This window comes from uncultured Oscillibacter sp. (assembly GCF_900546705.1).
GTDB lineage: Bacteria > Bacillota > Clostridia > Oscillospirales > Oscillospiraceae > Oscillibacter.
In genome coordinates this window covers 1-21,022 of the sequence record NZ_URDP01000035.1, presented here as the reverse complement: position 1 = coordinate 21,022, position 21,022 = coordinate 1, and the positions used below count along the sequence as shown (strand labels likewise).

21 protein-coding genes and 1 tRNA gene are annotated in these 21,022 nt (G+C 57.4%); 2 read left to right on the top strand and 20 right to left on the bottom strand.

From position 1 onward, the window contains the following. From rimO to QZS13_RS07865, 8 genes are all read right to left on the bottom strand, one after another. On the bottom strand, window positions 1-1,201 hold a 1,201-nt coding region (gene rimO, locus QZS13_RS07900; protein WP_295587667.1), incomplete at its 3' end, for a 30S ribosomal protein S12 methylthiotransferase RimO. Window positions 1,202-1,264: 63 nt separating this feature from the next. Continuing rightward, the gene (locus tag QZS13_RS07895) at window positions 1,265-1,885 is read right to left on the bottom strand and encodes a regulatory protein RecX (protein WP_295587665.1); all 621 of its coding nucleotides are present in this window, start codon (window positions 1,883-1,885) and stop codon (window positions 1,265-1,267) included. Further along, window positions 1,875-2,981, bottom strand: coding sequence for a recombinase RecA (recA, locus tag QZS13_RS07890; RefSeq protein ID WP_295587662.1), 1,107 nt, complete (start codon window positions 2,979-2,981; stop codon window positions 1,875-1,877). Before recA ends, QZS13_RS07895 begins: the two co-directional genes overlap by 11 nt. Before the next feature lie 33 nt (window positions 2,982-3,014). Beyond that, window positions 3,015-3,881 carry a peptide chain release factor N(5)-glutamine methyltransferase gene (prmC, locus tag QZS13_RS07885; protein WP_295587660.1) on the bottom strand — a complete coding sequence of 289 codons (867 nt, stop codon included), beginning with the start codon at window positions 3,879-3,881 and terminating at the stop codon, window positions 3,015-3,017. A gap of 53 nt (window positions 3,882-3,934) precedes the next feature. Further along, on the bottom strand, window positions 3,935-4,906 hold the full coding sequence (locus QZS13_RS07880) for a DUF1385 domain-containing protein (RefSeq protein WP_295587658.1): 972 nt from the start codon (window positions 4,904-4,906) through the stop codon (window positions 3,935-3,937). 63 nt (window positions 4,907-4,969) lie between these two features. Further along, the gene (locus QZS13_RS07875; protein WP_307986762.1) at window positions 4,970-6,415 is read right to left on the bottom strand and encodes a HAMP domain-containing sensor histidine kinase; all 1,446 of its coding nucleotides are present in this window, start codon (window positions 6,413-6,415) and stop codon (window positions 4,970-4,972) included. A gap of 122 nt (window positions 6,416-6,537) precedes the next feature. After that, complete coding sequence (locus QZS13_RS07870; protein ID WP_295587656.1) at window positions 6,538-7,224, bottom strand: response regulator transcription factor; 687 nt, start codon at window positions 7,222-7,224, stop codon at window positions 6,538-6,540. A 20-nt stretch (window positions 7,225-7,244) separates the two neighbouring features. Continuing rightward, window positions 7,245-8,579, bottom strand: a complete 1,335-nt coding sequence (locus tag QZS13_RS07865; RefSeq protein WP_295587654.1) for a VCBS repeat-containing protein — start codon at window positions 8,577-8,579, stop codon at window positions 7,245-7,247. Window positions 8,580-8,985: 406 nt separating this feature from the next. Here QZS13_RS07865 and QZS13_RS07860 point away from each other — a divergent pair. Then, window positions 8,986-9,072, top strand: a tRNA-Leu gene (locus QZS13_RS07860). A 106-nt stretch (window positions 9,073-9,178) separates the two neighbouring features. Here the strand turns inward: QZS13_RS07860 and QZS13_RS07855 are convergent. The 5 genes from QZS13_RS07855 to QZS13_RS07835 all read right to left on the bottom strand — a co-directional run bounded on the left by QZS13_RS07855 (window position 9,179) and on the right by QZS13_RS07835 (window position 13,324). Continuing rightward, window positions 9,179-10,375 carry a site-specific integrase gene (locus tag QZS13_RS07855; RefSeq protein WP_204886218.1) on the bottom strand — a complete coding sequence of 399 codons (1,197 nt, stop codon included), beginning with the start codon at window positions 10,373-10,375 and terminating at the stop codon, window positions 9,179-9,181. 109 nt (window positions 10,376-10,484) lie between these two features. Then, window positions 10,485-10,679, bottom strand: a complete 195-nt coding sequence (locus QZS13_RS07850; RefSeq protein ID WP_275967595.1) for a helix-turn-helix domain-containing protein — start codon at window positions 10,677-10,679, stop codon at window positions 10,485-10,487. A gap of 251 nt (window positions 10,680-10,930) precedes the next feature. Further along, the gene (locus tag QZS13_RS07845) at window positions 10,931-11,416 is read right to left on the bottom strand and encodes a sigma factor-like helix-turn-helix DNA-binding protein (protein ID WP_295587650.1); all 486 of its coding nucleotides are present in this window, start codon (window positions 11,414-11,416) and stop codon (window positions 10,931-10,933) included. Between the two features lie 479 nt (window positions 11,417-11,895). Further along, entirely contained in the window at window positions 11,896-12,585 is a 690-nt protein-coding gene (locus QZS13_RS07840; protein ID WP_295587648.1) for a response regulator transcription factor, read from the bottom strand. 256 nt (window positions 12,586-12,841) lie between these two features. Beyond that, on the bottom strand, window positions 12,842-13,324 hold the full coding sequence (locus QZS13_RS07835) for a hypothetical protein (RefSeq protein ID WP_295587646.1): 483 nt from the start codon (window positions 13,322-13,324) through the stop codon (window positions 12,842-12,844). A 252-nt stretch (window positions 13,325-13,576) separates the two neighbouring features. Here QZS13_RS07835 and QZS13_RS07830 point away from each other — a divergent pair, with 252 nt between their 5' ends. Beyond that, the gene (locus tag QZS13_RS07830) at window positions 13,577-13,855 is read left to right on the top strand and encodes a helix-turn-helix domain-containing protein (RefSeq protein ID WP_295587644.1); all 279 of its coding nucleotides are present in this window, start codon (window positions 13,577-13,579) and stop codon (window positions 13,853-13,855) included. Between the two features lie 91 nt (window positions 13,856-13,946). Here the strand turns inward: QZS13_RS07830 and QZS13_RS07825 are convergent, their stop codons facing one another. The 7 genes from QZS13_RS07825 to QZS13_RS07795 form a co-directional block, all read right to left on the bottom strand. Next, window positions 13,947-14,921 carry a DUF6744 family protein gene (locus tag QZS13_RS07825; protein WP_307986761.1) on the bottom strand — a complete coding sequence of 325 codons (975 nt, stop codon included), beginning with the start codon at window positions 14,919-14,921 and terminating at the stop codon, window positions 13,947-13,949. A gap of 137 nt (window positions 14,922-15,058) precedes the next feature. Beyond that, the gene (locus QZS13_RS07820) at window positions 15,059-15,823 is read right to left on the bottom strand and encodes a DUF4313 domain-containing protein (RefSeq protein WP_295587638.1); all 765 of its coding nucleotides are present in this window, start codon (window positions 15,821-15,823) and stop codon (window positions 15,059-15,061) included. 23 nt (window positions 15,824-15,846) lie between these two features. Continuing rightward, on the bottom strand, window positions 15,847-16,467 hold the full coding sequence (locus QZS13_RS07815) for a hypothetical protein (protein ID WP_295587636.1): 621 nt from the start codon (window positions 16,465-16,467) through the stop codon (window positions 15,847-15,849). 54 nt (window positions 16,468-16,521) lie between these two features. Then, complete coding sequence (locus QZS13_RS07810; protein ID WP_295587634.1) at window positions 16,522-16,920, bottom strand: DUF4313 domain-containing protein; 399 nt, start codon at window positions 16,918-16,920, stop codon at window positions 16,522-16,524. Window positions 16,921-16,965: 45 nt separating this feature from the next. Further along, complete coding sequence (locus QZS13_RS07805) at window positions 16,966-18,033, bottom strand: hypothetical protein (protein WP_295587632.1); 1,068 nt, start codon at window positions 18,031-18,033, stop codon at window positions 16,966-16,968. Window positions 18,034-18,064: 31 nt separating this feature from the next. Further along, a complete protein-coding gene (locus tag QZS13_RS07800) occupies window positions 18,065-19,921 on the bottom strand; it encodes an AAA family ATPase (RefSeq protein WP_295587630.1) in 1,857 nt (618 codons plus the stop codon). 132 nt (window positions 19,922-20,053) lie between these two features. Next, window positions 20,054-20,959 (bottom strand): Rad52/Rad22 family DNA repair protein, encoded by a 906-nt coding sequence (locus QZS13_RS07795; RefSeq protein ID WP_295587628.1) that lies wholly within the window; start codon window positions 20,957-20,959, stop codon window positions 20,054-20,056. Between the last annotated feature and the right edge of the window lie 63 nt (window positions 20,960-21,022).

Genomic DNA, 21,022 nt, shown 5'->3' with positions numbered 1-21,022 from the left:
CGGCGTAGCTGCGGCCGAAGAACATCTGGGCCTGGCCGTCGAAGCCCTCGCACAGCACCTCCCGCTCGCTGCCCAGGACGGATTCGTTGTACGCATCGATGATGTCGGACTGCACGTCCACTACCAGCTCCGCCCGGCGCTTGGCCTCCTCCATGTCCACGTGGTCCATGAGAGCGGCCCGGGTACCCTCCTCGGGGTAGAAGGGGAACACGCCGGCCCGCTCGATGCGCATTTCCCGTAAAAATTCGCACAGCTCCTCGAAGGCGGCCTCGTCCTCGCCGGGCAGGCCCGTGATGAGGCTGGTGCGCAGCACCAGGCCGGGGATGCGCTCCCGGAGGGCGGTGAGGATGTGGGTCAGGGACGCCTTGGTGTCCCGGCGGTTCATGGCCTTGAGGATGGCGTCGTTGCAGTGCTGGATGGGGATGTCCAGGTAGGGCAGGATCTTGGGCTCGGATGCAATGGTGTCGATGAGCTCGTCGGTGATGTCGCTGGGATAGAGGTAGTGGAGCCGGATCCAGTGGAAGTCCAGCTTGGAAAGCTCCCGGAGAAGTTCCGCCAGCTGGTGTTCGCCGTTCAAATCCGTGCCGTAGCGGGTGATATCCTGGGCGATGACCAGCAGCTCCTTGACACCGGCGGAGCTGAGCTCGGCGGCCTCGTCCAGGAGCTCTGCCATGGGGCGGCTGCGGTACTTGCCCCGCAGGGACGGGATGACGCAGTAGGCGCAGTGGTTGTCGCAGCCCTCGGCGATGCGCAGGTAGGCGTACCAGGGGGGCGTGGACAAAATGCGCTCGCCGCTTTGGTTGGCGGTGTGGATGTTGCCCAGGTGGCAGGGCCGCTGGCCCTTTTCCATGACCTCGGCGATGGCCTGGGCGATGTCGTCGTAGCTGCCGGTGCCCAGCAGGCCGTCCACCTCCGGCAGCTCCGAGAGCACGTCCTCCTTGTACCGCTGGGCCATGCAGCCGGTCACCAGGATCTTTTTGACCTTGCCCGCCTTTTTCAGCTGGGCCATCTCCAGGATGTTGTCGATGGCCTCCTGGCAGGCGGAGGACAAAAAGCCGCAGGTGTTGACCACCACCACGTCGGCCCCCTCGGGCTGGGATTGGATGGTGTGGCCGGCGGCCTGGACCGTGGCCATCATCTGCTCGCAGTTGACCTGATTCTTGGCGCAGCCAAGGGAGATGAATGCAACGTTATATGACATAGAATCGCTCCGTTTTCTCATTTTTTATGGGGAAACCGGCACAATCGCCGGTCAGGGACGGTCTTACGCCTCCGTGATCTCCGCTCCCAGGCGGCTCCAGGCCGCCCGGATATCGCCCCAGGAAAAGCCACGGCGCACCAGGGCGGCCGTCAGCCGCCGCTTGGCCGCCTCGTCGGCCTCGCCGCCGCGGAGCTTGGACGATAAAAACCGGTCGATCTGCTCAGCCGGGTCCGGCAGGGCGTCCAGGGCGTCGTCCCACAGCTCCCGGGGCACGCCCTTTTCCCGGAGCTTCTCCCGCACCCGCCCGGGGCCGTAGCCCATCTGGGCGCAGTGCCGGGCCAGCACGGCGGCGTAGTCGGCGTCGTTGATGGCACCGATGGCCTCCATCCACTCGGCGGCGTAGCGGGCCTCGGCCTCGCTGGCCCCCTTGTCCCGGAGCTTGCGCTCCAGGTCGCGGCGGCTCATGGCCCGGCGGCCCACCAGATCGGCGGCCCGGGCCTTCACGTCGGACACTCCGGCGGCCTCCTTCAGCCGCCCCAGGGTCCCCTCGTCCAGCTCGTCGCCGGCGCGCAGGCCGAAGTCCAGCAGCTCCTGCTCCGTGATCTTCAGGCACGCCCCGTCCGACAAAAATACCAGCACCCGCCCCCGCTTGCGCTCCGAGGCGGTGATGCGCTCAATCCTCATCCTTGAAGTCGTCGGCGCTCACGTCCACCGCCCGGCCCGCGGCCTTGGCGGCGATGCGGGACTGATTGCTCAGGAGCTTGTCGAAGTTGGCACGGATGTCGGCTTCCAGCTTGTCCGCCACCTCCGGGTTTTCCTGGAGGTACTTCTTGGCGGCGTCCCGGCCCTGGCCGATGCGGGTCTCCCCCATGGAGAACCAGGAGCCGGCCTTCTGCACCAGATCCAGCTTCACGCCCAGATCCAGCAGCTCGCCGGTGTGGGCGATGCCCTCGCCGTACATGATGTCGAACTCCGCCTCCCGGAAGGGGGGCGCCACCTTGTTTTTCACCACCTTGGCCCGGGTGCGGTTGCCCACGATCTCGGAGCCGTTTTTCAGCGTCTCGATGCGCCGCACGTCGATGCGGACGGAGGCGTAGAACTTCAACGCCCGGCCGCCGGTGGTGACCTCGGGGTTGCCGTACATGACGCCCACCTTTTCACGCAGCTGGTTGATGAAGATGACGATGGTGTTGGTCTTGCCCACGGCGCCGGTGAGCTTGCGCAATGCCTGGCTCATGAGCCGGGCCTGGAGGCCCACATAGCTGTCGCCCATCTCGCCCTCGATCTCCGCCCGGGGCACCAGGGCCGCCACGGAGTCCACCACGATCACGTCGATGGCGCCGGAGCGGACCAGGGCCTCGGTGATCTCCAGGGCCTGCTCACCGGTGTCCGGCTGGGAGATGAGCATCTCCTCTACGTTCACGCCCAAAGCCCGGGCGTAGGTGGGGTCCAGGGCGTGCTCGGCGTCCACGAAGGCCACTTCGCCGCCCCGCTTCTGGGCCTCGGCCACCACGTGGAGGGCCAGGGTGGTCTTACCGGAGGACTCGGGGCCGTAGATCTCCACGATGCGCCCCCGGGGAAGTCCCCCGATGCCCAGCGCCACGTCCAGGGCCAACGAGCCGGTGGGGATGTAGTCCACGTTCAGGTTGGTCTGGTCCCCCAGGCGCATGATGGAGCCCTTGCCGTACATTTTCTCGATCTGGGCCATGGCCGTGTCGATGGCCCGCTTTTTGTCGGAAGCCGGCGCCGCCGTGGGCACCGGGTTCTTTTCCTTTGCCATAGTTGCCTCTCTCCTCTTCTGTTCCGTCCCGGTTCAGATCTCCGTGCACAGCGTGCCGAACACCACCCGGGGAATCTCATGGTAATCCTTGACCACCTGGATGTCGCCGAAGCCCTGGGACCGCATGATGCGCAGGACGCTGTCCGCCTGGCCGATGCCCACCTCGAAATAAAGCCGTCCGCCGGGGACCAGGGCGTCCCGCCACAGATCGGCGATGGCCCGGTAGAAGTCCAGGCCGTCCTCGCCGCCGTCCAGGGCCAGATGGGGCTCGTAGTCCTTCACGGACGCGTCCAGGCCGTCGATGTCCGCGCGGGGGATGTAGGGGGGGTTGGAGACGATGCACTGGAACTCCCCCAGGGACTTTTCCGGCTTTTCCAGGGCGTTGGTCTGCATGGGCACCACCCGGCCGGTGAGGCCGTTGCGGCGGATGTTCTGGCGGCAGATCCGCAGGGCCGCGTCGGACCACTCCCCCAGCACCACCCGGGCGTGGGGCGCCTGGGACGCCACCGCCAGCCCGATGCAGCCGCTGCCGGCGCACAGGTCCAGCACCCGGCACTCGTCCAGGGGCTTGACATAGTCGATGGCCTGGGCGGCCAGCACCTCTGTGTCCGGACGGGGGATGAGCACGTCCCGGGAGATGTCCAGGGGCAGTCCGTAGAACTCCCACTCCCCGATCAGGTACGCCACCGGCTCGCCGTTGAGGTGCCGGTCCACCAGGTCCCGCACCCGCTTTTCCACCTCCGGGGAGGCGTAGAGTCCCCCGTCCCGCGTCAGCTGCTGGCGGCTCTTGCCGGTGCCGAAGCACACCAGCTCCCGGGCCTCCAGCGTGGCGGCCTCGATGCCCGCCTGATGGAGCTGCTGGCGAATATCTAAATACAAATTGTTATATGTGATTGCCATATTACGCTCCGTATCAAAAAATCCCTGTTTTTTGGAAGAAAAATGCGCTTGTCTTACCAGGCGTCCTTGCCCTTTTCGGAGGGCAGCACCAGCTCCAGCGAGCGGATGGCCACCTCGATCATGGAGTCGTCGGGCTCATTGGTGGTAAAGTTCTGCATCCAGAGGCCCGGCGCCGTCAGGATCTGGGCCAGCCGGTTTTCCTGCACATGGCGTCCCACCCAGCGGTTGAACTCGTAGGTGATGCCCACCACCAGCGGCAGCAAAATGAGGTGCGCCGCCGTCCGCAGCCAGACGTTGGTGATGGGCCAGATGCCGAACACCACGCTGGAGATGAGGATGGACACGAAGATCACCACGAACAAAAAGCTTGTGCCGCAGCGGGGGTGGTGCCGGGGCTGGACCCGGACGTTTTCCACCGTCAGGGGAAGCCCCGCCTCGTAGCAGAAGATGGTCTTGTGCTCGGCCCCGTGGTACTGGAACACCCGGTAGATGTCCTTTTGCCGGGAGCAGGCGATCAGGTAAATGAGGAAGATGACGATTTTCAAAAGGCCCTCCACCAGATTCCGGCCCCACATGGGGAAGCCCGGGTAAAAGTGGAGGATGGCGCCGGTGAGCATGGTGGGCAGCACCATGAAAAGGAAGATGCTCATGCCCACGCCCAGGGCAACCGCCAGGGCCACCACGGCGCTCTCCAGCTTTTTGCCGGGAATGTGTTTTTCCAGCCACTGCTCGAAGCGGGAGGGCTGGGCGGCCTCGTCGTCGGGGTAGAAGTCCGCCGAGTACATGAGGGCCTTGACGCCGTGGACCATGGAGTCCAGAAAGTTGACGGTGCCCCGCACCAGAGGCCAGCCCAGGATGGGATAGCGGTCCTTGATGAAGCGCAGGGGCTCCACCTTCTCCACCAGCTTCCCCTCCTGGTCCCGCACCACCACGGCCTCCTTCTCCGGGCCGCGCATGAGGATGCCCTCGATGAGCGCCTGTCCGCCGATGCTGGTGCGGAAGGCGCAGGAATGATGTTCTGCCATGTGGATTCCTTTCTAATGTTGCATTTTATCACACCCGTCCGCAAAAAGCAAACGAATGTTCGATTACGGATTCATGGGCAGGCGGATGGTGACCACAGCGCCGCCGCCCTCGGCGTTGCCGATGGTGAAGGTGCCGCCGTGGAGGCCGATGATCTCGTCGCACACGGCAAGACCGATGCCGCTGCCCCGGGCCTTGGAGGAGCCCTTGTAGAACTTCTGCTTGACGTAGGGCAGCTCCGCCTCGGGGATGCCGGGGCCGTAGTCCCGGACCCGGACCACCTCCTCGTGTCCCTCCCGGCAGATGGAGGCGGTGATCCGCTTGCCGGAGCCGCCGTGCTTGGCGGCGTTGTCCAGCACGTTGCAGAACACCTGCTTGAGCCGCTCCGGGTCGCCGGAGATGAAGGGCAGCTCCTCGTCGCAGTCCACGTACTCCAGCGCGATGCCCTCCTGGCGGAACAGCTCCCGGTAGGTGAAGATGGCGTCCTCGAACTCGGCCTGGAGGTCCACCTGCTCCACCCGGAGGGTGAAGCGGCCGTCCTCCATCTTGGAAAACTCCAGGAGCTCTTCCACCATGGTGGAAAGGCGCCGGGACTCGCTGAGGATGATGCGGATGCCCCGGCGCAGCTGCTCGGGGTCGCCGGTGGGGTCTTCCAGGATGGTCTCGCCCCAGCCGTTGATGGCGGTCAGGGGCGTGCGCAGCTCATGGGAGACGGAGGAGATGAACTCGCTTTTCATCTTCTCGTTGCGCCCGATCTTGAGGGACATGTCGTTGATGTTGTCCACCAGCTCCCCCAGCTCGTCGGAGTACTTGTTTTCGATCTGGATGCCGTAGGTGCCCGCGGAGATCCGCTTGGCGGCCTCGGTGACCACGGCCACCGGCTCCACCACGTCGTTGATGAACAGCAGGTTTGCCAGGATCACCATGGTCATGCACAGCACGGCCACCACCAGCACCACGGCGATGGTCACCAGGATCTGGCGGTTCACCTCCCGCAGGGAGGTCACCAGCCGCAGCACGCCCACCACCTTGCCGCCGTAGGTCAGTGGGGCGGAGACGGAGAGGATGCTCTCCCCGGTCTCCGGGTCCCGGCCCTGGAAAGCCACGCAGTCCTGCTGGGCGATGGCCTGCTCGATCTCCGGCGTGCCGGGCTTGATGCCGTTTTTCAGGCTGGAGGTGGAGGAGACCTGGATGCGCCCGGCGCTGGAGAGGAACTGCAGCTCGATGCGGTCCTTGTCCTCGAAGTTGGTGGTGGACTGGGTGGCCCGCTGCAAATACTCGGCAAAGCCGTTGTCCATGAAGTAGTCATTGAAGGCACCGGCCTCGGCCCGGGCCTGCTTCATGAGGCCGTCCTGCATGGTGCCGTAGTAATAGCTGGAGATGCCCACGGAAAAAAGAGTCACCAGCAGCACCAGCATGACCGCCACCGGCATGATGCTGTTGACCACCCACCGCTGGCGCAGTCCGCGGATGCGGAGGGCCTTCCATTTGCTTGCGCGCTCTTCCGCCACCGGTCCGCGCCTCCTTTCTTTTTTGCCGGGTGCTGTCCCGGCTCGTATTGATTCAGCCGCTGTACGGGCGTGGCCGCCCGCCCCGCGCCGCGGGGCCCCGGACAACGTGCCGTCTCAGATTCTCAGAAGCCCCACTTGTACCCGTATCCCCACACGGTGGTGATATAAGTCGGGTTCTGCACGTTGTCCTCGATCTTCAGCCGCAGACGCCGCACGTTCACGTCCACGATCTTCAGCTCGCCGAAGTAGTCCCGGCCCCACACCATATCCAGGATCTCCTCCCGGGAGAGGGCCTTGCCGGGGTTTTCCATGAACACCTTCATGATGGAGTACTCCACCTGGGTGAGCTTGATCCGCTGGCCGTTTTTCTCCAGGGTGCGGTTGCGGGTGTTGAGGAGGAAGGGGGGCTGGTAGATCTCCCCCGCCTGGACCGGGTCCTCGCCGCCGGCCCGGCGGAACAGGGCGTCCACCCGGGCGGTCAGCTCCGCCGGGGAGAAGGGCTTGGTGACGTAGTCGTCGGCGCCGGTCATGAGGCCGGTGACCTTGTCCATCTCCTGGGAGCGGGCGGTGAGCATAATGATGCCGATTTTCGCGTTGGTGGCCCGGATACGGCGGCAGACCTCGAAGCCGTCGATGCCGGGGAGCATGATATCCAGCAGCGCCACCTTGGTGTCGGGGTTCTCCTTGAGCCGCTCCAGGGCGTCCTCGCCGGTCTCGGCCTCAATGACGTCGTAGCCGGCCCGGCGCAGGTTGATGACGATAAAGCTGCGGATGCTGGATTCGTCTTCCAGAACCAAAACTTTTTTCATGGCGTTTCCTTTCTAGTCACTCAGTTGTCGCCGTATACCCACTCTTTGGTAATGAGGCTGAAGGCGGAGCGCACCTGGTCTTCGGTCATGCCGCCGCTCCAGTGGTTGTTGGCCTCCAGCAGCTCGGCGGTGTAGATGGTCTCCGCCTGGCGGCTGAGGGTGAACCGGCCGCCCCGCACCGCCTTGACGCTGCGGCTGCTGCCGGTGATGGCGGTGATCTCCATGAAGGGCTCCGGCCCGCCGTCCCCCTGGATGTAGAAGGTGACGGACGCCTCGTCGGAGTCGGTGCACCGGGAGACCATGACCTGATCCCGCCAGCTGTCGGGCAGGAGGAAGTACCACCCGTCCTCGATGTCGTGGAAGGTGCTCAGGGCCAGAGCGGCAGTGCCCTGGGCGTCATAGGTGTACCAGTCGATGCGCTGGTAGGCGATCTGGTTTTCCTCCAGGATGGGCAGCGAGACGGGCCGGGGCAGCTCCGTGACGCCGTCGCCGTCGATGTCCATGGGGTAGAGGGTCTGGAACGGGGCGATCTCGGCGGAGACGCCGGTGGCGTCGGAGAGGGTGATGTTGGTCAGGTCCCCGTCCCGGGAGGTGAGCACATCCGTGACGGACCAGGTGGCCTCCTCCACGCCGGTGACGAACAGGGCGGGGGTGCCGTCGGAGAGGGTGCCGCCGCTCACCCGGCCCTGCTGGTTGAGCTCGGCCATGGTGATGGAGATGGGGGCCATCCCCCGGAGCTGGAGGGTGCCGTCCTGCCAGGTGTAGTAGTCGGCCACGGCGTCGTTGCCCTCGGCGCTGCGGAGCACCACCAGCTCCCGGACGTGATCCTGGTCCAGGTCGGTGACGGCGTAGCGGACGTAGTTGCTGCGCATGAGCTCCACGGGCTCGCCGTCTTTGAGGGTGTAGACCACCAGAGCCTGGAGGTCGGTGGTGACCCGCCAGCCCACGATCAGCTCCGTGTTGCCGTCGCCGTCCAGGTCGTTGTAGCTGATGCTGTAAATGGCGGTGCCGCTGCTCTCAATGACGCTGGTGAGCTCGTAGGACTGGTCCCGGGCGGTGAAAATGCAGATCTTCAGGGGCTTTTCGTCGGCGTCGTTGCGGAAGAAGGCCACCGCCTCCTCCTGGCCGTCGCCGTCCAGGTCCTCCAGCTGCACCGGCTGGATGTTGCTGCCGGAAATGGGGGCGGCGTACTCGGCGCCGTCGGACAAAATGGCGTTGATGCGGTTGTCCAGCTCGGTGTACTCGGCGGGCAGCTTGGGCAGGCAGTAAAGCTCCTGGGGAGAGATAGTAAAGCCGCAGCCGCTGGTAAAAAACGAGGTGAACAGCAGCAGCCACGAGAGCAATATCTTCCGCATCACAGCGCCTCCTCTCTGCCGGATTTTGCAAATACACATAATTTAACTTGTATATGATACCACGTCTTTTCCGGTTTGTGTAGGGTTTTCTTCCGTTTTTCCCCGCAGTTTACGCTTCGTTCATTATTTTTGTTTTTTCTGAAAACACCCTTGAATTTCCCACGCCGCTCCTGTATAATATTCAAGTACTGCGCCGGTGTGATGGAATTGGTAGACGTGACGGACTCAAAAGCCGCTTCGTCTACCAATGCGAATCCCCGGTTGCCCCTTGATTTTTCAAGGGTTTCGGGCTATACTATTTTTTAGGTTTTCCCGAGTTCTCTCCTCAGTTCTCTCCTGTCGCCAGGATTGAGTGAGGAATTTTCCCAAAATACGGAGCGGCGCGGAACGCTTCGGAAAGACACCTGCCGGTGTGATGGAATTGGTAGACGTAGCGGATTCAAAATCCGCCGGGGGCGACTCCGTGTGGGTTCGAGTCCCACCACCGGCACCACTTGAAAATACTCGGTTTTCTGGATTTCAGGAGGCCGGGTATTTCTTCGTTTTGTAGACAGTTCTCTCCTCAGTTCTCTCTCAAAATCGGCTTTCTCATGTGGCTTTCAAAGGCTGGACCGGATGCCAGGTTGGATCGAGAGAACACCATTAAGTTTCACTGCGGAGGAATTCTTTGCCGCCGTATCCAAGTGGGCATAGATATTCGCGGTGGTCGAGAAGTTGCTGTGACCAAGCCACTCCTGTATATCTTTCATAGAGACACCGTTCTTTAACAGCAGCGATGCACAGGTATGCCTGAGATCATGAAAGCGAATAATGCGGAGCCCATTGTTCTGAAGCACGATTCGAAAATGTTGGGTAACAAAGTTCGGCTTGTAGGGGACTCCCAGATCATTTACATAAATATAGTCAGTGTCTGTGTAGCAATTCCCACACAGCTCCCTACAATTCTTTTGCCGCTCCTGCATACGAATAAGTAATTCCCGGAACTGTGGGACCAGTGGCATGGTTCGACAACTGGACTTATTCTTCATTCGATCCTTGGATACAATCTTTTGCTTTCCGTCTGCCCGGAATTCGACTACCGTATGTTCAATTCTGATCGTATTGCTGGAAAAATCCACTGCCTGCCAACGAAGTCCCATGATCTCACTACGGCGCAGACCGTAGAACGCTGCCATCAAGATTGGAAATTCCGCAGGGTCGCCTTTAACAACATCAAACAGTCGCTCTACTTCCTCGACAGAATAAAATGACCCCGTAAAGTGTTGCGACTTTGGCCGGTCCACTTTTTCCATTGGATTCGCTTTGATGAGATCATGGCGAACCGCGTATTTCAATGCCGTGTGAATATTCGCGTGGTATCGCACAACGGTTGTACCCTTGACGCCCAGTTCGTTAAAGCAGTATTTGTAGAAGTTCTCAATGTCCAGAGCAGTTAATTCCTCCAAGGTCACGCCTGCCTTCTCAAAGTAAGGAGCAACTCTCTTTTTTACATTCGACTCATATCCCGCATAAGTATCCTCCTCCACAGAATTTTTGATGATGCCCAACCAATTCAACATATAGTCCGAAAATAGCATATCGCTACTCATACGGACGGACGCATCTGTGCAGACAATTGGCTCTTTATAACTGTGCCGGGTTTCTAAAAGCATGGTTTCCGCCGCCTTTAGATTTTTCTTTCCAGCAGCCTGAATACCTGTGGACAGCCATTTAGTTTTCCTCTTGCCGTCCTCTCCCTTCAAGTTCAGCACCATGTAATAATAGCCTTTTTTGATTTGCAGATGACCCGCTACCATAATTTACCTCCTCACTGTAGCGGCACAACATTCCTGCCAATGGCAGTTTTTATTATACCATGCTTAGTTCTCTCCACTCAACACTTCGGGATGGTTTATTTTTATATCCTTACGGCGAAATATTCTCATTTCTGCCAACAAGGTATTCGATGACGCACACCTTTGGAATCTTGAACGACTTCCCGATCTTCAAGCAGCGTATCTCGCCCGTTTTTAGCAGGTCATAGGCAGTCTTTTTCCCAATGCCGCCTAACATCGTACACAACTGATCCACACAGACAACATCAGGATAATTTGCGAACATTACATTCCTGTGTCCCCCAGCCATCATAACCCTCCTCTCATCGCAGAACACAGAGGCACCCGCTGAACCACATCGGCGGGTGCCTCCTATTTGAGATCATAGTCAAAAGGAATACCCTCCGAGCCTTGGCCCGGAGGGTATTCCTTTTTTGACAGCTTAATCATACCATAGAGGCGGGCGAAGTTGCAAGACTCTTGCACCCACATTTTTCCCGAAGGTTACCCGCAGAAAAAGCGAAGCGAACCACCGGCTTATTTCCGCCCTGTGATCAAGCCATACATTTCCGCAAGTTCGCTGATGGCCTGAGCCTTGATGTCCTGGACTCGTCGTACTGTGACACCCAGTTCTTCGGCCACTGCCTCCTGCGCCGCCTTCTCGAAACAGGTTCGGCGTAACACCTGCTCCTGCCTGGGTTCCAGCAGGGAGATATAATACTCTAGCCTCTGCTGCTCTTTTTCCAGTTCCATCAACTCTAAGGAGATCTCGCTTAGAACCTCAGCGTTGAGAAGGCCGGCCTTTTCCCGGTAGTTCAGTGCAATGTACGGTGTCTTATTGGAGATATGTCCCTCCGTGTGTCCAGTCCCTTCCTGGTGGGCAAACTGAAGAGTGTCAATCATTTCTTCTTCCGTAATCTTTACCGGGGCGGAGAGTTCATAACGCAAAACGGCAATCTGCCGGGCCCGCTTGTGGTAGGTATCCAGCAGCTGTACCACATGTTTTTTCATATCAGTATTCATCATATATGATCCTTTCCGGTTGATTTTCTGGTCATTGGAGTCAGAAAACCGACCGGAGGGGATCGGCAATGTAGTGTCGCCGCCCCTTTCCGGCGGCCAGGTTCGATGAAATCGCAAAACTCGTTGAGTTTCGCTAAATTACAGCATTTTTCGCAGGCATCCCCATAGTATGTCTCTCGCGCAGACTGGCTTTTTTTGACAAGCTATGGGAGGGCAACTTCATGTCAGAGCCCAAATAAATTGTAGATTTTTCTTGAATTATATCAATCCCTGTCGAAAACAAAAAGGCCGCTGTCCCTTGACCTGGGACAGCGGTCTTTCGACAAAGAGCGATTTCTTTTTGATGGATTAGGACAGGTTTCACGGTATGCTCTCCTTATTCTATGAATAAGAAGAGTATAAACAACAATTCCCCTGTTTTTGTCAGTATTTCCCCCAGATTTCCCCTCAAATATCGCAAGTTTCGACGGGAGAAGCGCTTACAGGAGAAATTGATAGCCAAACCCGTGTACTGTTTTGATGTAGATCGGTTTCTCCCGGGTGTCCTTCAATTTCCGCCGCAGTTCAGCAACCACAGTGGTAACATCACGGTTCCCGTCAAACTCGACGCCCCATATCCTGTCGCAGATCTGCTCAGGGGAGATCACGATGGCAGGATTCCTGACAAAGTAATGTAAAAGTTTGTATTCTTTTGGGGTGAAGTGTACCTCCTCGCCGTCCAAGGTTACCCGGTGGCGCAGATGGTCAAAGACGATCCCCTTCCGGTAAATTACGGTGTCCAGTGGCCAAACTTCATCATAATGGTCGTAAAACAGATAGCGGCGGAGTAGGGAAAAGGCGGCTGACAGTACTGTCTTGTACGCGACATCGGCGGAAACACATTGATCAGCGCCAGTTGCGATTAATTCGTCCTCCGTTCCTGGAGGAGCGAGCAGCAGGATAGGAGTATAGCTCACTTTACGCATCCAGTCAAGGACCTGCAGTGTCCGCCCTGCAGGAAGTGCTGTAGTATTGAATATAATCAGACAGAAGCGCTGTTTTCTGATCCTCTCTTCGGCTCTTTCTACGGAGTCGCAAATATCCAATCTTACCAGATGCTGATGAAGCATCGCTTTCAATTCATAATTCAATTCGGCTGCAAGACAAACAGACAGCGCGTATTTTTCCATTGGCACACCTCACTTATGCTGCTCACAGAATATTCTGGCAAGCAAACAGCGGGGTAGCCCTTATTGCCGCCCCGCCCATTTGCATAAAATTGCTGCTGTCTCTTGCCTGGATCGCTACTGTGAACTCTATTTGTATCAGGAATAAAATGGCGGATCGGCTGCTTTCAAAGGCGCCTATACCACAAATTATACCCTATCTCGACAACATCTGACAATAATTTTAACATCGAGGTAAGTGCCTATATTTCTTCGGCAGTCAATCAATTTTTCCCAAATTGATTAGCGTTGTCCCTGTTCTCTTTGCGTATTTCATAGTCTGATAAGCACCGCCCGACTTCCGCGCCACATAAAAAATCACAAGATCTGAGCGGTCTACCATCTTACGGTTTCTTACCTGAAAGGCCGACTTGTAGTGGCGCAGTGCGGCTTCCTCACAAATCTCAATCTCATCGTAGTAACGAGAGAAGGCATCCTCATTATCCCGCAGCTCGGCCGTTGAGTATGGTAGCACCCAGACCAGAGCACTGTTGTGTTCTCCATATTTCTTTTTACACCGCTTCACCGTGGCGGAAACGAGCAGGTCGAACGCTCCATCCCGGCCCACCAAAAATTCTACATATTCTTTAGTTTGTAGCAGTTGGGAAATTATTTGCTCAAGGGTTTCCTCCAGTTGGAGTGCGCTGTTGATCTGGCGGTGACCAAAAAAACTTACCGTGTATGGTTCGAGGATTGCAAACATGGTAACCTCCATAGAAAAGGCGCCAGGATCAATAGGATCCTGGCGCCTCAATCTCACCGGCTCTGCTATCAATTCAACTGTGTGTATAGCGGCCGAACAAGATCCGTCATGATTGCTTCCGGTAGGAAACAACTGTTTCTATGATTATACTAATGCTCACCATTATAGTCAAGTGCTTACCATTGAATACAGCATATAACCCGTGGAAAAAGTATAATATTGATGATACAATTCCGAGAAAGGTCTAACGGCATGAGCAAACAAGTATCTTTTAAGAACCGGGACAGATTTATACAACTCGGTGTGGCAATCGCCGCATTGCGAAAATTACGGGGCCTGTCCCAGGAAAAACTGGCGGAACAGGCCGGCATCAGCCGTTCGCTTCTCAGTGCTATAGAAGCCCCTGGCGTGGCCAATGGATTTTCTCTGGAAGTGTTCTTTAATATTGCGGACGCTCTTGAGATTGATCCTGCCGCCTTGATTAACGCATCGGTGTTTCCTGATCAGATCATCAGCAGGAAGCAGGACTGAAGACTCATCTCACATATCATATGAAGGCACCGTGCAGAAAAAAGAGGCGCGGGGAGGTAGAATCCTCCCCGCGCTTTTTGGCTGCGGCTTGTTAAGCTGCTCTTTTGGCTCTGAGTCCTCTCGCCCGCAGGGACAGTTCCTGAGAAAGCAGGTGCAGGGACTGAAATTCGTCATCCAGGCCGGAAATCTCACGGCGAAGGATGTCCTCATAGTGGCGCTTTTTTCCCTCCAGTTCCTGGATCTTCACGACCCACCGTTCCATTGTGGAAGGGCTACTGCAACCGGACTGGATGAAGTAGTCCGCCCGCTCCTGGTAACGAATGATGTCCTTTTTGACCGCAAGATAGAATTCCTCGGTCATCTTATCACGCTGCTTGGCATCGTCGATGAGATAGATGCTGTTAACGGACAACGGGGTATTGTTTCGGTTCAGGCGGCTGAGTTCCTCGAAGAATGTCTCAAACACCACCACCTTATCCATTGTGTACCGGGGCACGAAATAGACATGACCGTTGACATTGACCTTGGTGGCATCCATTGCGCGCAGATACTTCATGCAGATGGTCTCAATCTGCTTGCGGTTGGCGCAGGTCTGGTAGAGATCAAAAAGCCGTTCGGCCTGTCGGCAATACTTCATGGCGTCCACATCGTCATCGTAGGAGAGGTCGTCATAGCCAAACCGATGGTCAGCCCTGTCGTAATGGATGTTGGCCAGTTTTTCATACTGATTGGTATGCTGGTTCACCGTTTCCTTCACCAATTCCCGGGAGATCACTTCACGTGTACTCTTGTTGTCCCGGCAGTAGATCTGATAGAATTTCTGTGTGCCGTCCCGTCGTACGGTTACGCGGTCCCGTATGTCCCCGGTGGCGCTTTTGAAGGCATCCACCACGGGCAGCCGTTTCCCGCAAGAACACTCCATGCCAAGACTATCGCACAGTTCCTGCAGTTCCTGCTTGTTCACAAGGACATTGGAAAGGGAGAAGTATAAAAACTTACCCAACATATTGCTGTGTTCGCCGGATGTGGCACCGATAACATGACTGAAGTCAACAAAATTATCCATGTAGATTTCCTCCTTCTGTTTTTCCGCTTACAGGCACGCATTGCCCTTGAATTATTTCACGGGAACAGTACCCCTCTGTATACCGTCCCATGCCGCTTTGACGGCCGGCGTAGATAATTTTCCATGATTTCTGGACTTCACTCCATGTGGCCGTGTTCTCTGTCATATCTTTTGGAATACTCCTGGTAGCCATAGTCGTCCAGCGCCCGGAGTCTATCGGCATCAAACCGGTATTCCGGGTATGTGACAAACCCGCTGCGCCGAGTCCGACCCGTAGGGGTCCCCAGCCCGTTTTTCTCGATCCAGGGCAGGATCTTCTCGCCCATATCGTTGACATCCACAAAGGCACAGTCCTTTTCTGGAGAACATCCCAAATTAACCGTCAGATCGCCCCACGGCTCAGGAAACTCATCGCTCCAATCTACCAGCAGCAGAGCCAGGTCCCCGTTGTTATAATACGAGCGCACCTGCAACTCAAGAGGCACCTCTTCCCCGTAGTGGGACAATTTTAAGAGTGCGCTACCATTGATGATCCCACGATATTTCTCATCGCTATACCCATCCCAGCGCAGGTAGTTCCAATCCGGCTTCGGGCACTCTGCCGCAAGCGCCACCTCTTTAGGTACTGTTTCCAGCAGCGGTGCGGGAATTACACCCAGCTGGATTTTGGAATAGACCGGGAGCAATTTTTGCGAGAGAAACTCCTGGTCCGGGCAAATGTCAATCAGCCCCATCCGGGCGGTCAGAAAACTTTTGTCATCCACCGTTCCAATGGCGCTCATTTGAGCCAGCCTGTGCTGAACTAAAAATGCCGAGATGTTTTCTGCAGTCGCTTCAAAAAAGACGGCGTCATCCAAACCTTCCATGTTGCTGGAAATCCCCTGCAAATACTTTTGATTCATAAAACAATTCCTCCTCGATATTTTTAAGTGTGTATGGAATAGTACGCCCTGCTCAAATCCTGGTGGTCATGCAGGATCAAACCGCCGCAGATCCCTGGGCGGCCCGACCGAAACTCCTGGAAGAAAAAACTGCAGGGCAAAAAATCGTTGTAAAAGCAGATCCGTTCTGCACCGGGCCAGTTGAAGTGATCCCGCAGGCAGCGCACCAGCCGGCGGCGCACCGTTTTGTTGGACAAGGCCGCACGGAGGTTGTCCGCCTCGACAAATTCCAGTCTGGGGCTCGTTTTATTTTCAAGGGAGAGCGCCTTCCACTGTTTTTTCCCGGCATCCGCCGGACTGCGGGCAGCAAATTCCGCCAGATCGTCACAGGGCAGGCAAACTGTCTGTTCCCACCCCGTTAGATCATCACCGCCAGCGGCGTTCAACCAGATGAAACGGATAGACACGACGCCTCTGTCTCGATCGTGTTGAAGTCGAGCAAAGGAGTGGATATCGCTTGTAATGACGCTCCCATCCCTCCAGAGTCTCTCCAAGTCGCTGCGAAGAATATAGAACCAGTGGGGGGATTTTTGTTTTGGGGTGACCGTCCGGAAAGCAATGCTGCTCTCATAGGCGGACACCTTTACTAAGATCCGGTTGTTCAAAGCGATCACCTCGTTTTGTTTTATTTGCGTGGCGGAGCCTGCCTGCAAGGCATGTCAGCCAAGGGGCAGCGTATCTTGCCCAGTCCATGCTGTAAGGGCCGTAGTCGCCCGGCTGCCGGCATTGCCTTCTTGCAAAAGAGCAAGGTCAAATTCCACTTCCGGATAGACGCAGTAGCCGGAGGCAACAAAGTTTCCCGTCAGCGTACAGATTCCCTCGCATAGCATCCAATCCAGAATATATCCGTAGTTGTTGGAATCGAAGAAACTGCATGCAGGCCCGCTGATCGGCTCATCTGAGAAATTGCGGGTGACAAGTGCGTAAGGCGAGGCGGCGCCGCCATCATGGGCGACGACTTGAACAGCCAGGCGCTGGTTATTCAGGTATGCCTCCTTGTGCAGGGAAACGATATGCTCGTTATGTAGCCCCGGAAAATTCGTCCATTGTTTTTTCATGTACAACTCCTTTTGCATCACATAAGATTTTGTAATTGCCTTCGTCTACAGAGCGGATACCCGGCTGAGGAGGTAATCGTCCACACCCTTATAGGCCGGGTTCCACGAATATTTTGAGTATTTGATGCCTGGGATCTTCTGAACCTCCCGGCGCATTGTAAGAATAGCGCCGCGCACCTGAGGATTGGTCATCTGGTCCATATCCATAGCCTCCACGACCTCGCGCACACCGAGAGCCAGGATGGTCTCTCTGAGCCCCTTGATGGCGTTGACGCCGCCGGTGCAGATGAACAGGGCGTCGTTTGCCAGAAAACTGGCCACATCACCCTTGAGGGGCCCCTCCGTGAGAAATGCCCGCTTTCTCGTGCAGTCACCGGTCACATGGATCCAGGAGTAACTGCGCGTACCGTTACGCATATTTCTTCCGCGGCTGGAGAGCCAGCGATATTTCCGGTTGGGCGCATCGGCCTCATCCAGTCGGATCTTCAGGCCCTGGATCAGCCCGTTCTTGTCCCTTACAGGGATCAGAAAGCCCTTTGGCCCGGCAAGAGTCCACTGGCCGTACCGGGTATAGAAGCCGGGAATGCCCAGAAGTTCGTAGCTGCTGCCCACCAGTTTTGCCAGAAGCCTGCGCTGCGCCTCTGTCTCCGGCATGGAACGGTAGCCGTTTCGATCAATCCGCTCCTTGCTCAGCCCGCGCTCCAGAAGATTTTCCCGGTGCTGTTCGGAGAGCGTCAGGAAGGACAGCATCTCTGCATACACCGCATGGCGCTCCTCCAGCGCCCGGGGCGTGCGCTCCTGTGTTTGGGGATCTGGCTGGGACGGCATAGGGTACACCTTGCCGTCCTTCGCCAGTTCCTGATACGCCTCTTTATTGCTCACGCCGTGGAACCTGGCATACAACGAAACGCTGTTGCCGGATGCACCGCAGAGATTACACCGATACTGGTCAGTTACGGTGTTGAGGCTCAAATGGTATTTCCCCGGCCCGTGGTCTCCGCAGAAAGGGCAGCTCGCCTCGACCTCGTCGCGCCGGAGCGTCCGAGAGTCGAGGACAAGCCCGCACCGTCTGGCGGCGTCCACAATGGGAATCTTGTTATAGGCACGGGCCAAAGGCTCCCCTCCTTTCTGCTGGGATTAGGGTCTATGCGGCCTTTTGTGTCTGCGGCCGGCCCATAGGTCTTACAGTCAGCGCCGCGCCGCGCACGCACTTTGCCATGATGATCTGTCCTGTGGGCCGGACATTGGTCAGTTCGTCCACTGACTCCATGTTGTCGATGAATACGGGATAGTTACGCCCTGTCAGGCGTTTGACCAATTCCGACACCTCCAGCCCAGCCCGGATCTTCTCAGAGAGGGAGAGCCGGTCATACCGGCGGCCACCATAGGTAAATTTAAACACATCCTTGACCTCGCCGGTGGACTTAACCACCTCGTTCAGAGCGATCTCCACCAGGTTCATCTTCAGTTGAGAGAAGGTCAGTTCCGCCCGTTTGCCCACATAGAGGATGGCGTTAGCGAGCAGTTTCTTCTTATCCAGAATGAGGCTCTCCACCTGGGCGATTTTGGCGCCGTAGTCCTCCGGCTCCGCCTGCGCCGCCTTTTTTGTGGCATCCAGCGCAGCCTGGCACTCCCGCAGCAATTCGCGGCACTCCGCAAGACGGTCATATTCCTCCTGTGAGAGATTGCCGTACTCAATGTCCGCAGTTACGGTCTGGATCTGGCTGTGCAAGGATTCTAACTCATTCTTTCTCCGGTCTTGGGAGGCCGCCTGCGCGGCCTCCACGCCTTCCCGTTGCCGGTTCAGTTCCTCGATCTGCAGGCTGATCTGCGTCACATCGTCCTTCTGAAATTGCAGGAAAGTTTCCTCGGCCCGCTTTTCCAGCGCCTGCAATTCGTCCAGCTGCCCTTTCTGCGCGCGGCCCTCTGCCGTGATCGCCTCCAGGGACGCCCTAATCCCGGACTGCACGGTGCGCAAATCCGCCTCAGACACTGCACGGCGGCAGGTGGGGCAGACGATCCCGGGCTGGAAGCCCTTGAGGAGTGCCGCCTCCCGGCTGTATTTGGCGCCCAGTTCCTTGACCTTGGCAGCAACCTCCGCGATGTGCCGGGTGTACTTGGGTGCGTATTGCTCAGCACCGCGTTGGCCAAGCTTTCGATGGAGTTCCTGAAGCCGTCGGTCGATCTCCGTGGTGTCCACACCGCCGGCGCCGTCTTTGGCCATTTCGTCATAGCGGGCGCTCAATTCCACCAGACGCTCCTGCATACCAGCAAGATCGAGGCCGGCAAAGCGTTTTTCCTCCAGCATGTCACGTTCTTTGATAAGGGCGTCGCGGCGCTCCTTAAGCGAGATCAGGTTCTCCGTCCCGCTGGCGCGTTGGGTATCCAGCAGGTCCTTCTGCCCGTTCAAGTAAATGACGCTCTGTTCCAGTTCACGGATCTCCTCGCGGCACCGTTTCAGATAGGTCTCCGGTGAGAGGATAGACTCATTTTCCAGCGAGGCCCGTACACTCTCAGAGAGGGTGGCGAGAACCTGCTCATGGGAGATGGCAGGCAGATAACGTTCCAGCAGTTTCTTCCCATCGTCCCCCAATTCCTCGATGAAATAGAGGGGATTGAATATGGAGAGGAAGACATCCTTTTCGCCGAACATCTCATTGAGATCGTGCTGGCGGATCTCATAGCCATCGTATGTAATGGTCATACGGCTTTTCTGCCGGGTGCGGGTCAGTTCATGGTTCTGGCCTTCCCCATCCACAAAATACAGCGCCACCATCAGGCTTGGATTTGTTTCACAGTGCAGCCGGTCGATCCCGCGCTCCCCGAAAAAGGGGAGCCCGGTGACGGCGAAGGCGATGGCATCGGCGATGCTGGACTTGCCGCGGCCGTTGCCGCCGGTGATGACCGTGGGATTGCCGAAGGTAAGATGTGCAGCCTCCTCATAGCACTTGAACCCGGATATAGTCATGCCGGTGATTTGAAAACTGCCGATATTTTTCACAGATTTTCCTCCTGTCTCTCAAGATTAGGGGGCGTGTATGAAACGCCGGTCTTTGTAACGATTATTTTTCCACGCCGCGTCCACAGGACATTGTCGATGGATTTGATCTCCCGGTCCACATTTTGCTCCGTTCTACGCCGCCTGCTGTCCGCCGGCCAGTTCGTAACTCTCCAGGAAATAGAAGACCACGGTGCCCTGTTTCTTGACGGAGAGTTTTACATGGGTTAGGGCAGTTCCAGGCACCAGCGCCGCGTGCAGTCCACGGGCAAACGCCTTTGTCGTTTTCCCCTCGGCGTCCTTGAGGACAACGGCAGTGGACTGGCTGCTCATGCCTTTCTGGACATTGGAACTCTCAACGATGTACTCATACGCCGGCTGAGGCAGATCCACCACATTGCCGGATTCCTGCGGGGACACAGTTTCTTGCTGCCTTTGCGTTTCCCGGGGCTGCTGGGCTGGTGCCGGGATATGTCCTGTCTGCGGACTTTCCCTTGGCGATGTTGGCGTCAGTTGAGCCTGGGTGCCGAAGGGCGGCGCCGGGGTCAACCCCAATCGCTGTAGCATCTTTAGGTATTCATTGTCCAGTTTGGGGCGTTCGCTCTCCTTGATGACATGGGTCTTACCCCTCTTTTCAATGTTTACCCAAACGGTGTCCATATTGTAGAGCACCCGGCCGATGCCCCACTGAACTGCCGCCCGCTTCATGCTGTCCGACAGGCCTCCTTTGACCGGCTCGATGTCTGAGTCCTCGGCACCATCCCATTTTGTGATGAAGCCGCGCCCTTCAAAGTAGATGGCGATGCCGCACAGCTGGGCCTCCTTTTTTCCCGCCCCGTGCCATGGCTTGTAGTCGTTGTACCAGTTTTCCGGTCCTACTGCCTCGTCCAGCCGGTTCTGAATAGCCCGGTTGGTGACATAGGGGACGGCGATGCCGCGCATTTTTTCCTCGAAGGCCTGCTGAAGCCGCCATTCCAGATCCTCCGGGGCAAAGGGTTTTCTGAGTGCTGCCTGGATCTGACTGTGGTCTCTTTGTTCCATGCAGAGATCTCCTCCTATTACAATATATTTACGGTTCAAGGCACGGCAGCCAGCCGTGTCTTT